Origin of the sequence: Stenotrophomonas forensis, assembly GCF_028752115.1 — a bacterium.
Lineage (GTDB): Bacteria > Pseudomonadota > Gammaproteobacteria > Xanthomonadales > Xanthomonadaceae > Stenotrophomonas > Stenotrophomonas forensis.
Genome location: NZ_CP082270.1, coordinates 2297007 through 2312774 on the forward strand (window position 1 = coordinate 2297007; position 15768 = coordinate 2312774).

The 15768-nt window shown below is 64.1% G+C and carries 14 protein-coding genes; 8 read left to right on the forward strand and 6 right to left on the reverse strand.

Translation table 11 applies throughout. From position 1 onward, the window contains the following. The first annotated feature begins 59 nt into the window (after positions 1-59). The 8 genes from K5L94_RS10825 (at position 60) to K5L94_RS10855 (ending at position 7240) form a co-directional block, all read left to right on the forward strand. Entirely contained in the window at positions 60-284 is a 225-nt protein-coding gene (locus K5L94_RS10825) for an AbrB/MazE/SpoVT family DNA-binding domain-containing protein (protein ID WP_005409505.1), read from the forward strand. A 6-nt stretch (positions 285-290) separates the two neighbouring features. Next, positions 291-689, forward strand: coding sequence for a type II toxin-antitoxin system VapC family toxin (locus K5L94_RS10830; RefSeq protein ID WP_008267153.1), 399 nt, complete (start codon positions 291-293; stop codon positions 687-689). 44 nt (positions 690-733) lie between these two features. Then, positions 734-3325: a bifunctional aconitate hydratase 2/2-methylisocitrate dehydratase gene (gene acnB / locus K5L94_RS10835; protein ID WP_274512585.1), complete on the forward strand. Its 2592-nt coding sequence runs from the start codon at positions 734-736 to the stop codon at positions 3323-3325. Positions 3326-3533: 208 nt separating this feature from the next. After that, a complete protein-coding gene (locus K5L94_RS10840) occupies positions 3534-3923 on the forward strand; it encodes a hypothetical protein (RefSeq protein WP_274512586.1) in 390 nt (129 codons plus the stop codon). A 329-nt stretch (positions 3924-4252) separates the two neighbouring features. Continuing rightward, entirely contained in the window at positions 4253-5245 is a 993-nt protein-coding gene (locus K5L94_RS10845) for a nucleoside 2-deoxyribosyltransferase (protein WP_274512627.1), read from the forward strand. Beyond that, a complete protein-coding gene (locus K5L94_RS21975; protein ID WP_425507582.1) occupies positions 5242-5862 on the forward strand; it encodes a 7-cyano-7-deazaguanine synthase in 621 nt (206 codons plus the stop codon). The genes K5L94_RS10845 and K5L94_RS21975 overlap by 4 nt, the downstream gene beginning before the upstream one ends. 278 nt (positions 5863-6140) lie before the next feature. Then, positions 6141-6509, forward strand: coding sequence for an HhH-GDP family DNA glycosylase (locus K5L94_RS10850; RefSeq protein WP_274512587.1), 369 nt, complete (start codon positions 6141-6143; stop codon positions 6507-6509). A 305-nt stretch (positions 6510-6814) separates the two neighbouring features. Continuing rightward, entirely contained in the window at positions 6815-7240 is a 426-nt protein-coding gene (locus K5L94_RS10855) for an energy transducer TonB (protein WP_180878090.1), read from the forward strand. Positions 7241-7310: 70 nt separating this feature from the next. Here the strand turns inward: K5L94_RS10855 and K5L94_RS10860 are convergent, their stop codons facing one another. From K5L94_RS10860 to K5L94_RS10885, 6 genes are all read right to left on the reverse strand, one after another. Then, the gene (locus K5L94_RS10860) at positions 7311-9296 is read right to left on the reverse strand and encodes a hypothetical protein (protein WP_274512588.1); all 1986 of its coding nucleotides are present in this window, start codon (positions 9294-9296) and stop codon (positions 7311-7313) included. Between the two features lie 84 nt (positions 9297-9380). Beyond that, entirely contained in the window at positions 9381-10454 is a 1074-nt protein-coding gene (locus K5L94_RS10865; RefSeq protein WP_008268640.1) for a protein-glutamate methylesterase/protein-glutamine glutaminase, read from the reverse strand. Then, positions 10451-11047, reverse strand: a complete 597-nt coding sequence (gene cheD, locus K5L94_RS10870) for a chemoreceptor glutamine deamidase CheD (RefSeq protein ID WP_008264676.1) — start codon at positions 11045-11047, stop codon at positions 10451-10453. The genes K5L94_RS10865 and cheD overlap by 4 nt, the downstream gene beginning before the upstream one ends. After that, positions 11044-11913 (reverse strand): CheR family methyltransferase, encoded by an 870-nt coding sequence (locus K5L94_RS10875; RefSeq protein ID WP_040007811.1) that lies wholly within the window; start codon positions 11911-11913, stop codon positions 11044-11046. The genes cheD and K5L94_RS10875 overlap by 4 nt, the downstream gene beginning before the upstream one ends. Positions 11914-11950: 37 nt before the next feature. Further along, a complete protein-coding gene (locus K5L94_RS10880; protein ID WP_274512589.1) occupies positions 11951-14224 on the reverse strand; it encodes a methyl-accepting chemotaxis protein in 2274 nt (757 codons plus the stop codon). A gap of 127 nt (positions 14225-14351) precedes the next feature. Then, the gene (locus K5L94_RS10885) at positions 14352-15686 is read right to left on the reverse strand and encodes an aminotransferase-like domain-containing protein (protein WP_274512590.1); all 1335 of its coding nucleotides are present in this window, start codon (positions 15684-15686) and stop codon (positions 14352-14354) included. Positions 15687-15768 lie beyond the last annotated feature (82 nt).

The window sequence follows — 15768 nt, forward strand, 5'->3', positions numbered from 1 at the left end:
GGGTGGAAGTATGCCCGGGGAAGTATGTATAATTTGTGCATACTCTGGAGGGCCTACCGATGGAAGCCACTGTTGCAGAACGCGGACAGATCACCCTGCCCAAAGCGGTGCGTGATGCCCTCGGCCTGACCAAGGGCACGCTGCTGAAGGTCGAGCTGGACGGCAGCCGCATCATCCTGCGCAAGAGTGTTGACGATGCCATTTCACGGGCGCGCGGCAAGTTCGCGCTGGACGGCTTCGAATCGTCCGACGCAGCGGTACGCGCGGTGCGTGACGAGGAATAAGCCGTGATGATCGCCGTCGATTCACCGGTGCTGGTCGAGCTGCTCAGCAATGGCCCGCAGGCCGATGCGGTGGAAGCCATCCTGCGGCAGAGCCTGGTCGGCGGTCGCGTGGTGGTCTGCGGGGCGACCCTGGCCGAGGTCTGCGCCTCGCTGCGCGGCGGCGCCGAGGTGCTGGAAGCGCTGGAAGAGATGGGCGTGCATTTCAACCCGATGGAAGCCAAGTCGGCGCTGCGCGCCGGCGAGATGCACCGCCGCCACCGCCAGCGCAGTGGCAGCCGCCGCAGCCTGGACGAATTCATGGTCGGCGCCCACGCACTGCTGCAGTGCGACGGCCTGATCACCTGGAACGATACGTTTTACCGCGACTACTTCAAGGGCCTGAAGCTGATCGTGCCGCAAGCCTGAGCCCACTTTTGTTTTTTCAACCTACGCATTACCCGGGAGTTGTCATGTTGGAAGCCTACCGCCACCACGTCGCCGAGCGCGCTGCGCTTGGCATCCCGCCGCTGCCGCTGAGCGCGCAGCAGACGGCCGATGTCATCGAACTGCTGAAGAACCCGCCGCAGGGCGAGGCCGAGTTCCTGCTCGACCTGCTGACCCACCGCGTGCCGGCCGGCGTTGATGACGCTGCCAAAGTCAAAGCCTCGTACCTGGCGGCGATCGCCCTGGGCAGCGAGCAGAACCCGCTGATCAGCCGTGAGCGCGCCACCGAACTGCTGGGCACCATGCTCGGCGGTTACAACGTTGCCCCGCTGGTGCAGCTGCTGGACGACGCCAGCGTCGGCACCATCGCCGCCAACGGTCTGAAGAAGACCCTGCTGGTGTTCGATGCGTTCCATGACGTGCAGGAAAAGGCCAAGGCCGGCAACGCCAACGCCCAGGCCGTGCTGCAGAGCTGGGCCGATGCCGAGTGGTTCACCGGCAACCCGGAAGTGCCGCAGAGCCTGACCGTCACCGTGTTCAAGGTGCCGGGCGAGACCAACACCGACGACCTGTCGCCGGCGCCGGACGCGACCACCCGCCCGGACATCCCGATGCACGCGCTGGCGATGCTGAAGAACAAGCGCGATGACGCGCCGTTCACCCCGGAAGAAGACGGCAAGCGCGGCCCGATCCAGCAGATCCTGTCGCTGAAGGAGAAGGGCCACCTGGTCGCCTACGTCGGTGACGTGGTCGGTACCGGCTCCTCGCGCAAGTCGGCCACCAACAGCGTGCTGTGGTGGACCGGCGATGACATTCCGTTCATCCCGAACAAGCGCGCCGGTGGCGTCTGCCTGGGTTCGAAGATCGCCCCGATCTTCTACAACACCATGGAAGATGCCGGTGCACTGCCGATCGAGCTGGACGTGTCGAAGATGGAGCACGGCGACGTGGTCGAGCTGCGTCCGTACGAAGGCAAGGCGCTGAAGAACGGTGAAGTGATCGCCGAATTCCAGGTCAAGTCCGAAGTGCTGTTCGACGAAGTGCGTGCCGGTGGCCGCATTCCGCTGATCATCGGTCGCGGCCTGACCGGCAAGGCGCGCGAAGCGCTGGGCCTGGCCCCGACCGACCTGTTCCGCCTGCCGGTGCAGCCGGTCGATACCGGCAAGGGCTTCTCGCTGGCACAGAAGATGGTCGGCCGCGCCTGTGGCCTGGCAGAAGGCCAGGGCATGCGCCCGGGCACCTACTGCGAACCGAAGATGACCTCGGTCGGCTCGCAGGACACCACTGGCCCGATGACCCGTGACGAGCTGAAGGACCTGGCCTGCCTGGGCTTCTCGGCCGACCTGGTGATGCAGTCGTTCTGCCACACCGCTGCGTACCCGAAGCCGGTGGACGTGAAGACCCACCACACCCTGCCGGAGTTCATCTCCACCCGTGGCGGCGTCTCGCTGCGCCCGGGCGACGGCGTGATCCACAGCTGGCTCAACCGCATGCTGCTGCCGGACACCGTCGGCACCGGTGGTGACTCGCACACCCGTTTCCCGGTGGGCATTTCGTTCCCGGCCGGTTCGGGCCTGGTCGCCTTCGCCGCGGCCACCGGCGTGATGCCGCTGGACATGCCGGAATCGGTGCTGGTGCGCTTCAAGGGCAAGATGCAGCCGGGCGTGACCCTGCGTGACCTGGTCAACGCGATCCCGCTGTATGCGATCAAGTCGGGCCTGCTGACCGTGGCCAAGGCCGGCAAGAAGAACATCTTCTCCGGTCGCATCCTGGAAATCGAAGGCCTGCCGGAGCTGAAGGTCGAACAGGCGTTCGAGCTGTCCGACGCTTCGGCCGAACGTTCGGCCGCCGGTTGCTCGGTGCGCCTGAACAAGGAACCGATCATCGAGTACCTGACCAGCAACATCACCCTGCTGAAGTGGATGATTGCCGAGGGTTACCAGGATCCGCGTTCGCTGCAGCGCCGCATCGAGAAGATGGAAGCGTGGCTGGCCAATCCGGAGCTGCTGGAGCCGGATGCCGACGCCGAGTACGCCGCCGTCATCGAGATCGACCTGGCCGACATCCACGAGCCGATCGTGGCCTGCCCGAACGACCCGGACGACGTGAAGACCCTGTCCGAAGTCGCCGGTGCCAAGATCGACGAAGTGTTCATCGGTTCGTGCATGACCAACATCGGTCACTTCCGCGCGGCTGCGAAGCTGCTGGAAGGCAAGCGTGACCTGCCGACCCGCCTGTGGGTGGCCCCGCCGACCAAGATGGATGCCTCCGAGCTGACCAAGGAAGGCGTGTACGGCACCTTCGGCGCCACCGGCGCACGCATGGAAATGCCGGGCTGCTCGCTGTGCATGGGCAACCAGGCACAGATCCGTGAAGGTTCCACCGCGATGTCGACCTCGACCCGCAACTTCCCGAACCGCTTGGGCCGCAACACCAACGTGTACCTGGGTTCGGCCGAACTGGCCGCGATCTGCTCGCGTCTGGGCCGCATCCCGACCAAGGAAGAGTACATGGCCGATGTGGGCGTGATCGCCGCCAGCGGCGCGGAGATCTACCGCTACATGAACTTCGACCAGATCGAGGAATACCAGGACGTGGCCAAGACGGTCGCTGCCTGAGGGTAGTGCCGGCCGCTGGCCGGCATCCCGTTGAAACGAAGAACCCCCGGTGAGAGCCGGGGGTTTTTTTGTGGGGCGTATCGCTAACAGCTCATTTCGTACGGTTGCCGATTGAGGGCTTGGAGTCCTGTGCTACGCTCAACTGCGCACCGAATGTTTCTCAAGTGCGAGAGTGGAAATTGGGCAAAGACCTATAGGGAGAGTTGAGATGGGAAGCTCAGGTTCAGGTCGTTTTTCTGATTATCCCGGCACTCCTGCGGCGCAGGTTCCTGCTGGCAGTGGTGGGGGTATTTCCGGCGGCGGGAGTGGAATTGATAGGTGTGCTCAGGCGTTTAGTGTGGTTCTGGATGATGTCGGAAACTGCGACTATTTTTCGAATTTCAAGGCTGTCCCGCCTGTCGGTACAACGCTAACAATTACTATTGGAGCGGCAAGGCTTTTTGCGAAAGATTCTAACGGCGTTAACGTTGGCGCTATTCCTACGCGATTAAATTACTTGGCCGCATGCCTTGATGACGGATTTTCTTATGAGGGGGTTGTAACCGCTAGTTCTACATCTCCTTTTCCCTTGGTGGCTGCCGATTTTGTGGCGGTTTAGTCATGGGGGAAAAGTCCGTTCTGGTAGTGGGGGAGTTGTATGTTGATTACACTCATTCGCAGGGGGGTGGAGGAAGTAAGCTTCGGTTAGGGGGTGTTGCTCACGCTGCTAGGGGGCTATGGGCTGCAGGCATTGATTATTCGGTAGCTGCTGTATGCCCATCCTATTTGGTCGATCAGGCGCGCTCGTTCCTTTTGGAGTACGCCTGCAAGGAGTTCATTTGGTTGGCGGAGGTCAAAGGGTCTCCTAATGTGGTGCTAATTGGGGACCCGCAAGAGGTGGGGCATCAGGGTTACGAAGATCTAATGCGGGATTCTAAGTGCGTGTCCATGAATCCCGTGGATTTGAGCGCTTATGAACGTGTCGTTGTTTTCCCGGGCAAGTTTGATCTTCACCTTGTGGCGGAGATGCTCTCAGAAAGTTCAAATGTGTCCCTCGACATAGCCTATGACGTTCGCGATCTAGGAGATCTTTCTGTTCTCAGAGGTAGAATCGGATTGCTCGCAATATCAACGTCATCGCCGCTCTTTATGGATGTTGGCTCGGAGGATGTTGATAAGCTGCTTTCAAAGCTATTTGAGCTGGATCCGGAGGCGGTGCTTCTAAAGGAGAACCGAGGGGGGAGTAGGTTGTTCGACGGTTCGGGTGTTATCGGTGAGGAAATTCCAGCAGTCTTGGGTAGAACTGTAAATTCGGTTGGCGTCGGCGACGTCTACACTGCCGTCATGGTAGGCCATCAGTCACATGGATGGAGTTGCGCTGCATGGAGAGGCGCTCAGGCTGCGACCGAGTACTCTGGATCGACTTTCCCAGATGACATAAGAGTTGGGGTTCAACGACAGCTTTCCCTTGATGTCAGCGTTGTTCAGGGTCTTGGTGGCGTGTCTCTGCCTTGGCATGACAGAAGGCGCTATGCGATTTACTTGGCGGCGCCAGATTTTTCGTACTTGAATAATCCAGAGATTGGCCTGGCGATTCAGTCGATGGAGTATCACAATTTCTCTGTGCGGCGTCCCATTGTCGAGAATGGTGAGCTCACTCGCCCGGCTGGAGAGTTTGAGTTGATACATGCGTATCATAAGGATTGCGAGCTTCTAAAGGAGTGCGATGTCATTTTTGCAATTCCAATTGATCGTGATCCCGGCACTTTGGTGGAGGTTGGGATGGGGATTGAGCTCGGAAAGCCGGTTATAATCTACGACCCTCGCGGTGAGAATGAGAATACAATGGTCGTGGCGGGAAGCTATTCCTATTCCTCCAGTCTAGATGTTTCCCTGAATGCACTCTATTCGGCACTCTCTATGCTTAGGCGGAAGCCATGAGTCGCGCAATCTTACTTTCATCTGGCGGGCTAGACTCGACCACTGTGGCCTATCAGCTCGTATCAAAAGGGTGCGAAGTGATTCCCATTTTCTTTGATTATGGGCAGCATTGTGCGGAGGTTGAATGGAGTAAGGTTAATGAGGTGCTACCTGAGGGCGTGAGGGCTCCAGAGCGAATCGATATTAGTGATATCTATAGGGGCTCGCGCTCTCGATTAATAGCGGAAGCGGATCTCTGGACTGAAGAGGTTCAGGATGATGATTTGTACATACCGTATAGAACAATGCTATTCTTTGCGGTTGCTGCCGCTCGGGCCCAAACGATTGGTGTGCTGGATGTATACACTGGATTTATTAACAGTAACCACGCCAAAGAAATAGACTGCACTTCTGAATTTATGAATGGAATTGATCGACTCTCTGAGAGTATTGGGCCTGTTAGGTTTCACTCCCCATACAGATTCCTCTCTAAGTCGGACGTGGCGGTCCTAGCAAGCAGCTTGGGCGTGCCAATCGGCAGGACGTATTCGTGTCAGGCCTCTTCTGCGTTTCCATGCGGCGCATGTCCCAACTGCGTTGAGCGACTTGATGCGCTCGAGGCTTTAAGAGCGATATGAATCAAGGCGCTATCAATACACTCTTGGCTGCTCGAGCTATCGCAGATCATGCGCTGAATCAGGGCGTTCTTGTTAGCGACTCTGAGCCTCGAGGCGTGTGTTTGCATATGGGTGCAGTCTTGGCTGACTCCATCTTGCAGGCAGGATTGAACTACTCAAATGTAGTTCGTCCTAGGATTGAGGCGATCCTGCGGAACCATCCGGAGGCGAGTACTGTCTCGGCTCTTGTTCCGATACTGAATTCTGGCCGAGCAGGGGAGTTCTTGGGCTGGAGTCACATGGAGAAAATTCAACGGTTTATCCGATTGGTAGAGTTTCTCGATATGCAGGGCGTGGACAGTGTCTTTGACTTGAGGCAAAGGCTGATGTTGCCGCTTTTCGGTGTGGAGATGCAGAGCCTCAATGGCGTGGGTCCTAAGACTGTAGACTATATGGGGTGTCTAGTAGGTATCGAATCAATAGCTGTAGATCGGCATGTCCGTTCTTTTGCTCGAGCCGCCGGTCTGGTGAACGAAGAGTATGATTACTTAAAGAAAAGCTTCTGCTTTGCAGCTGATCTGCTTTCGCTGCCGAGGAGAGAGTTTGATGCTTGGTTGTGGCGTCGGGCTGCCCAATCTGAAGTGGTCCAGATGTCTCTTGCAATCTGAGGGCGGCCGCTGGTTACTTGGGAGAGCTCTGCGCGCGCGATCTGCTCGCGTCTGGGCCGCATCCCGACCAAGGAAGAGTACATGGCCGATGTGGGCGTGATTGCCGCCAGCGGCGCGGAGATCTACCGTTACATGAACTTCGACCAGATCGAGGAATACCAGGACGTGGCCAAGACGGTCGCTGCCTGATGCGGTAGTGCCGGGCACTGGCCGGCACCCCGTTGAAACGAAGAACCCCCGGTGAGAGCCGGGGGTTTTTGTGCGTGCAGCGTTAGACTTGCCGCCCCGCTTGTTGGAGTACACGGATGTTGCAGGATCGATTGAAGGGGAGTCGCACGTGCTGCGGTCACTGGGCTGGCAGTGCGGTGGTGCTGGCCACGCTGATGATGGCCCCTGCCGCGATGGCGCAGCAGGCGGTGCATCGAGCTGTTGTCGAGCCCGATCGGCCAGCGCACGTGCCGGCGTCGATCGTGATGGAGACCAAGCACAGCAATCCGCCGCGTTATCCGTCGCAGGCATTCCGTGATGAAAAAGAGGGTGAAGCGATCCTGATGGTGCAGGTGGCTGCCGATGGGCAGTGGGCCGGCGCGACCGTGCTGCAGAGCACTGGATGGCCGGAACTGGATGAGGCGGCGCAGGCGGCGACACGCAAGTGGCGCTACCTGCCGGCCAGCGAGGATGGCGTACCCGTGCCGGGAGAGATCCGCGTGCCGGTGTCGTTCAAGCTGTGATCACGCGTTGGTGATGCCGTTGCCCGGCACTGCCTGGCAACGGCGTTGGTCCTGCCGCGGTGCCGACGCTTTACTGCGCGGCACACGCCTTGGGGGCGTGCACGAGGTTGACGCGCAGGCTGCCATCGGCAGCCACCTGCTTGCTCTCGAGCACGCACATCTCGTTCTCGAGCCGCATCATCACTTCGTAGTCCTGACCCGCCTTCGGCACGAACTGGATCGACAGCGAGTCCGGTGCTGCTCCGCAGCGGAGGTGGGCGACGTTCTGGAACTGTGCGTCGAAGATCAACGGCTTGCCGGCCTCCACCGAATACTCCTGGAAGTTCGGGTTAGAGAACAGGACGCTTTTCATCGCACGCACGGTGTCGGTTTCCGGCATTCCGATGGAAATGTTCTGCGGGCTGCCGCCCACCAGGCTGCCTACGGCTGCGCTGTTGCTGCGCGCGACCACGACTTTCCTTCGCGCGTCGCCACGGCATTGGCCACCGATATGCATGGTGATACTGCGGCCGTTGGCACCGAAGATGCGGATGCGGGAGCGATTGCCGGCGGGCAGGGCAGCAGCAATGGCGCTGGCAGGCGCGGCGGCGCGCATCGCAGACGGAAACGCTTCTGGCAGACGCGCGACGAATCGCGCCACGCACTGCTCGGCCAGCTCGTCGGACACGCTCCTCACTTCGGCATAGTCATCCGCCTGCCACTGTGGCAGCGCAGCGGACTGCGTGCCATCGGTGCAGTCAACGGTCATGGCCGATGCGCCCGAGGCCGGCAGCACCTCGATCGTGGTGCGGTGCTTGAGCTCGTAGGGGATCTGCGAGCCACTGAGCTGCCCATAGACCAGCGCCCACTCGTGCGGGTCGGCCCGCACGGTCACGGGGGCGCTGGGAACCGCGTCGGGATAGGCATTGAAGTACTCGGAAAGACGCTGCTGCAGCAGTGCCGGCACCCGCTCCACTGCGGGGCTGGACACGCCTTCGACGGTGTCGCCGCGCAGGGTGTCCTTGGAGAAGCCACGCGCCTTGCGTGCACCGACCACGGCCAGGGCGAAGATGTTCATCTTGGCCAGCGTGGCCACGCCCATGTCCGATCGGGTCACCAGTCGCAGGTCTGCGTCACCGGAACGCTTGCCCTTGGCATCGGTGCCGGTGCCATGGTCGATGTGGACCGCCTTCATCCAGTCCGTGGACAGTACCGGTGCCGGATGGCCGGCGTCTGTGGCCGTTGCGGCCTCGTCCTGGGTTGGCACTGGATCGAGCGAGGCGGCACTGATCGCAGCGGCCAGCTGGACGCTTGGCGAAGGGAACACGGTGGGCAGCTGTTCCACGAGCCGGTCAACGCAGCGCTGCGCGAACTGGCGTGCCGCGGTCCTGACCTGCGCGTAGTCATCTGCCTGCCAGTCTTCCAGCGGCGCCGTCTGTATGGGATCGCTGCAGGTGATGCTCAGCCAGGGCGGGCTGCTGGGGGACGACTGTGCAATGGTGAGGGTGGCCTCATGCTGCAGATCGTACGGAACCGCGTTGCCCGACAGCGACTGGTAGGTGAGCGACCACAGGCCGGCGTTTGCGCTGACGATCTGCGCGTGCTCGGGAAGCGCATCCGGATGTGCGATGAAGTACTCGGCCAGATGGCGGCGCAGCAGTGTGGGGATTTCGTCGACGGCCGGGCTGGACACTGATTCGATGACGGTGCCCCGCAGGTTCTTCTTCGAGAAGCCATCGACACGGCCACCGCCGGCCTTGGCGGCGGCCGCCAACTGGACAAGCTTGAGCGTGACCACTTTGCCGGTGTCGCCGCGCGAGACCAGGCGCAGTTTCAGATCGACATCGCGGTGTCCAGGCAGACTGGCAGGCGCGCCCTGTACCACCTGGATGCGGGTGCTCCAGTCATCGGGAGAGGGCGGAGCAGCCGCGCCGTCGACCGCTTGGGTGCGGTCTGCGTCGGTGGCAAGGGCAGCGTCGTGTACCGGGACGGCAGCGGGGTCTTCCGCCGATGCCGGCGGAGACAGCATCAGGCCCAACGCGATGGCGGCAGGCAGGCAGTTCAGGCGTAGTGCCACAGTGGAGCTCCTTGGGGAAACGCGATGAAGAACGGCCGGGTCCCCTTGGCCGGCCGTTCGGGATAAGGTGTGTTGCGCGTGGGCTCAGCCGCGCGCCAAGGCCAGCAACCGCTCGGCAATCCGCTCGAGAGGGACCTGTTCTTCGGCGGCGCCCAGCTTGAACGCGGCGCCGGGCATGCCCCAGACCACGCTGCTGGCCTCGTCCTGCACCAGCGTCGGTGCGCCGGCCTGGCGCATTTCCAGCAGGCCGCGTGCACCATCGTCGCCCATGCCGGTGAGGATGGCACCGATGGCGTTGCCACCGGCGCTCTGCGCCACCGATCGGAACAGCACGTCCACCGCCGGCTTGTGCCGGTTCACCGCCGGGCCGTCGTCGACCCGGCAACGCCAGCGCGCACCGTCACGGATGATGCGCAGGTGCTTGCCGCCCGGGGGCAGGTAGGCATGCCCGGGCAGCACCGCTTCGCCGTCGCTGGCTTCGCGCACGGCCATCGCCGAGTGCCGGTCCAGGCGCTCGGCGAACGCCGTGCTGAAACTGGCCGGCAGGTGCTGGGTCATCACCACGGCCGGCGCGTCGGCGGGCAGGCCTTCCAGCACCACGCGCAGGGCTTCGGTGCCACCGGCGGATGAGCCGATCGCGATCAGGCGGTCGGTGGTACGGAACTGCGGCGCGGCCGGGCGCATCGCCGGGGCGGCCTCAAGCGTGAGCTTTGGCGTGGCAGCGCGCACCAGCGGGCGCACCCGCGAGCGTGCCGCCATCTTCACCTTGGCGATGATCTCGTCGGCATAGCCCTGCAGCCCACGGGCCACATCGAGCTTGGGCTTGGAGACGAAATCGACTGCGCCCAGTGACAGTGCCTGCAGGGTAGTGTCGGCGCCGCGCTCGGTCAGCGAGGAGATCATCACCACCGGCAGTGGATGCAGGCGCATCAGGTTTTCCAGGAACGCCAGCCCGTCCATGCGTGGCATTTCCACGTCCAGGGTGATCACGTCCGGGGCCAGGCGCTTGATCTTCTCGCGCGCCAGCAGCGGATCGGCGGCGGTGCCGACCACGTCGATGGCCGGATCGCTGGACAGGATCTCGGTGAGCATCTGCCGCACGACGGCGGAGTCGTCGACGATCAGGACCCGGCAGGGGGCGTTGCCGGTCAGGGTCATTCGAACAGCTCCACGCCACCGGTGACCGGGGCCTTGGACAGGCGTGCACGCACCGCCGATTCGGTCGCGGCCACTTCGGCTTCATGGGCGTGCGGCAGGCGCTGCACCACCACGCGGCCGGTATCGGCGAAGAACCAGATCTTGCGCGGATGGATGCCGCACAGGTCCTCGGCGATGATCGGGATGTGCTCGGCCTGCAGGTACTGGCGCACGAACTCGGCGTTGCGGGTGCCGACCGGGTTGCTGGTGAAGCCCTTGAGCACGTTGGCGCCGCCGAACACCTTGGCTTCGATGCGCTTGCGGTGCGCGCCGCGCTTGAGCATGTCGTTGATCAGCAGTTCCATCGCGTAGCTGCCGTAGCGCGCGGGCGCGCCGTCGCCGGCGTTGCCTTCGGGCAGCAGGAAGTGGTTCATGCCACCGATCTTCAGTACCGGGTCGCGCAGGCAGGCCGCCACGCAGGAGCCGAGCGTGGTGGTCAGCGCGGTGGTGTCATCGACCACCAGGTACTGGGTGGGCAACAGCTTGGCGGCGATGGTCTTGAAGCGTGCGTCCTGGTAGCGCATCACATCGTCGGTACGCAGCGAGGCATTCATGCGCCGGCCTTTGCCGCACGGCGGTACAGGGTGCGCCCGCAGGGCTGGATGAGGTCGGCCGCGTGCAGGTAGTTCTCCGAGTGGCCGGTGTACAGCAGGCCGTCGTCGGCCAGGTGCTGCACCAGGCGGCCGAGGATGGCGCGCTGGGTGGGCTTGTCGAAGTAGATCATCACGTTGCGGCAGAACAGGGCGTCGAACGGGCCGCCGACGTCGTAGCGCGGGGCCAGCAGGTTCAGCGGGCGGAACTCGATCAGGTCGCGCAGCGCCGGCAGCACGCGGCACTGGCCCTCGTTGGGGCCGCTGCCGCGCTGGAAGTAGCGGCGGCGCAGGTCCGGATCGAGGTTGGCGACACGATCGATGTTGTAGACGCCGCGGCCTGCAGTGGCCAGTACCTGGGTGTCGACGTCGGTGGCGACGATGCGTACCGGCGGCTTCAGCGTGCCGAATGCTTCGCAGGCGGTGATCGCCATCGAGTAGGGCTCTTCGCCGGTGGACGCGGCGCACGACCACAGCAACAGCGGCGTGCGGCCGTTGCGCTGCTGCAACTCCTCGCGCAGCTTGTCGAAGTGGTGCGGCTCGCGGAAGAACGAGGTCAGGTTGGTGGTCAGCGCATTGGTGAACGCCTGCCACTCATCGCCATCCTCCTGTTCCAGATGATCCAGGTACTGCTGGAAGCTGCGCATGCCGAGCGTGCGCAGGCGGCGCGACAGGCGGCCATAGACCATGTCGCGCTTTGCCGGCGCGAGGGCAATGCCCACGCGCTGGTAGATCAGGTCGCAGACGCGGCGGAAATCACGGTCGGCGAACTCGAATTCGCGGGGGCCGGTGACGATGGGAGTAGGACTTTGCACGGGGGACGTGTCCATCGGCGGGGGCGGCGGCCGAAGCCGCCGCGGGTGGGTCTCAGAATTCCTGCCAGTCGCTGTCGCTGGCGACGAAGGTGCTGGCGTTGCTGCTGCGGCGGACCGCTGCCGGCGCAGGCGCCGCCTGCGGGCGCGGCGCGCTGGCGGTGACGCGGGCCGGCTCGACGTGGGCGGCCACCGCCTTCATCGCGGCCGAGACCTGGTTGTCGAGGCGGAAGATCGCCACCGCGTCGGCCAGCTGGCCGGCCTGGTCTTCCATGGCGCGGGCGGCGGCGGTGGCTTCTTCCACCAGTGCGGCGTTCTGCTGGGTGGTCTCGTCCATCTGCACCACGGTCTGGTTGACCTGCTCGATGCCGGCCGACTGCTCCTGCGAGGCGGCCGAGATCTCGGCCATGATGTCGGTCACGCGCTGCACCGAGGCGACGATCTCGCCCATGGTGCTGCCGGCCTGGTGCACCAGGCTGGAGCCCTCGGCGACCTTGCCGACCGAATCGTCGATCAGGCCCTTGATTTCCTTGGCGGCGGCGGCCGAGCGCTGGGCGAGGGTACGCACTTCACTGGCGACCACGGCGAAGCCACGGCCCTGTTCACCGGCACGCGCCGCTTCCACCGCGGCGTTCAGCGCCAGGATGTTGGTCTGGAACGCGATGCCGTCGATGACGCTGATGATCTCGGCGATCTTCTTCGATGAGGCTTCGATGGCCGACATGGTGGTGACCACCTGGCCGACCACCTCGCCACCCTGCGAGGCGACGCCCTGCGCGCCGATGGCCAGCTGGTTGGCCTGGCGGGCATGTTCGGCGTTCTGGCGCACGGTGGAGGTGAGTTCCTCCATCGAGGCGGCGGTCTCTTCCAGGTTGGCGGCCTGCTGCTCGGTACGGCGCGACAGGTCGCCGTTGCCCGAAGCGATCTCGCCGGCGGCGAGGGTGATGCTGGAGGCGCTGGCCTGGATCTGGCCGACGATCTGGGTCAGCTGCGCGACGGTGGTGTTGGCGTCGTCGCGCATGCGCGCGAACACGCCCTGGTAGTCGCCGTGCATGCGTGCGGTCAGGTCGCCCTCGGCGATGGCCGACAGCAGCTGCGACAGCTTGCCGAGGTTGTCATCGCTGACCGCCATCATCGCATTGAGGTTTTCCAGCATCAGGCGGAAATCGTGATCGAAGCGCTGTGCGTCGCCACGGCGGCTGAAATCGCCTGCGGCGGCGGCGCTGGCCAGCTGCTTGATCTCGGCATTGATGCGGCCGAGATTGGTTTTCACCGTATCGACGGTGGCGGTCATGGTGGCCTTCTCGCCCGGATAGCGCGCGATGTCGCGGCTGAGGTCGCCGATCGCATACTGCTGGACCACGTCAAGCACGTCGTGCAGGGTCTGCACATGGCCGCCGACCAGGGCGTTGGTCTCCTGCACCATCAGCCCGTACTCGCCGGGGAAGGCGCTGGCGTCGATGCGGTAGCTCAGCTCGCCGGCATCGTGGCGCCGCGCCATTTCGCGCTGGCCGCCGATCACCGCGTGCAGCTGCTGCTGCATGCCCGACATGGCGTGCAGCAGGCGGCCGGGTTCGTCGTGCGGCTGCGGGCCGATGTGGCTGTCCAGCTTGCCGCTGGCAATGCCTTCGGCGACGGCGGTGGCCTGCTTCAGCGGACGCGCGATGCGGTTGCCGATGACCCAGCTCAGGGCCAGCACGATCAGCACCAGCACGCCGCCGGAGACTGCTATGATGGCGGTGAACACCAGTGCCTGCTTCTGCACGTCGTCCATGTAGACGCCGCTGCTGACCACCCAGTTCCAGGGCGCGAACAGGCCGGCGTAGGCCACCTTCCCGACGTCGCCCTTGCTGCCGGGCTTGGCCCAGCGGTAGTTGACGAAGCCGCCACCGGCCTTGGCCGCTTCGACCTGGTCGTAGTAGATGCGTACACCATCGTCGGTGCGGAAGTCCTTCATGTCCTTGCCGACCAGGTCCTTGCGGAACGGGTGCATCAGCAGGCGGTAGCCGGTGTCGTAGATGTTGAAGTAGTACGTATCGTTCTCGGCGCGCATCGATTCCAGCGCCTGCAGCGCGGCGCCCTTGGCGGCCTCTTCGCTGAGCTCGCCGGTACCGGCCAGGCGGTGGTAGTGCTGGAGGATGCCGTAGCTCAGTTCGACCTGGGTCTTCAGCGCGGTCTTGCGGGTCTCGGTGAGGTCCAGGTACTGCATGCGGGCAGCGATCACCGAGAGCGCGATCACGCCGAGCGCGATGAGCAGCGTCAGCAGATTGAGCTTGCGCCGGACGGAGAGGTTGCTGAAGTAGTGTTGCCAGCGATGCAGGAGATTCATCGAGCAGGACCAGGTCGAAACGGGCGGGCGGCGCCGAGCCGGTCACGGCGGGACATGCGGTGACAACCCCGTTATCGGCCGCGCGGGCCCAGGGTTGAGCCGCGCGCGGAAGATGGGCCGCGGCCGTTCAGCCAGCCAGCTGGTCCAGGCGCAAGCGTACCTGCGCCAGGGCGCGTTCCAGGGTGGACGGATCGACCGTTCCCAGCGCGATGCGCAGCGCGTTGGGAACGTGGGTTCCGACCGCGAACGGCGCGGCGGTCGAAAGCACGATGCCCTGCTCATGCAGGTCCTGGCAGATCGCCTCGGCGCGGTCGCGCCCTTCCAGTGGCAGCCACAGCAGGTAGGAACCGGGGTGGCCGACCAGCGCCACACCTTCCAGCAGGCGCCTTGCCAGTGCCTGCCGGTGCCGGGCGTCGGCGCGGCGGTGGCGTTCCATGCGGTCGACGGTTCCATCCATCAGCCAGCGGCGCACCAGCGCCGTCACCAGTGCCGGCGAGTTGACCGTGGTGGCGCGGATGGCGCGCTCGATCGCACCCATCATCGCCGGCGGCGCACTGATGTAGCCGAAACGCAGGCCGGTGGCGAGGTTCTTGGACAGGCCGCCGATGTACACGGTGCGTTCCGGTGCCAGCGCCGCCACGGGTACCACGGCGGGCGCGGCCAGATAGGCATAGGCTGCGTCTTCAAGCACCAGCAGCCCATGCTGGCGGGCGATCGCGGCCAGCTCCTGGCGCTGTTGCAGCGTCAGGACGAAGCCCAGCGGGTTGTGCATGGTCGGCATGCAGTACACGGCCTTGACCCGGCGCTGGCTGCACAGCGTACGCAGTGCCTGCAGGTCGGTGCCTTCCCGGCCGACCGGCACCGGGATCATCTCCATCCGCAGCATCGCCGCGATCTGCCTGAATCCAGGGTAGGTCAAGGCGTCCACGGCGATGGCATCGCCCGGGCACAGTGCGCCCAGCAGGGCGACGGTCAATCCGTGCTGGGCGCCCTGGACCAGGGCCACGCGTCCGGCATCGGTAGGTACCCCGCGCTGCACCAGGTAGTCGGCCACGAGCTGGCGCTCCTGGGGCCGACCCAGGGGCGGCTGGTACAGAAGCAGTGCTTCCAGGTCGCCCTGCTGCGAGAGGTGGCGCAGGGCCCGGCGAAGCTGCGTGTCCTGGCCGAACGCGGTGGGCATGTTGGCGTTGAGATCGATGCCGCTGCCGAGACCGGCCAGCATGTCGCAGGCCATGCCCTGTGCGCCGAACGCCTCGCGCACATAGGTGCCGCGACCGATCTCACCGATGACCAGGCCCATCCGGGCCAGCTCGGCATAGACGCGGCTGGCGGTGGCAAGCGCCAGATCATGGCGGCGGGCGAGCTCGCGGTGGGTGGGCAGGCGGGTTCCAGGGCGCAGGTTCCCGCTCTGGATGTCCGATACGAGGCCATCGACTACCTGCTTGAACCGTGAGCGTGCCATCCGTGCGCCGAGTGTATCTAGGACAATTTGTTGATTGTACTGATGCCATTCCTAGACTTCGATCGCACCGCCGGACGGGCGG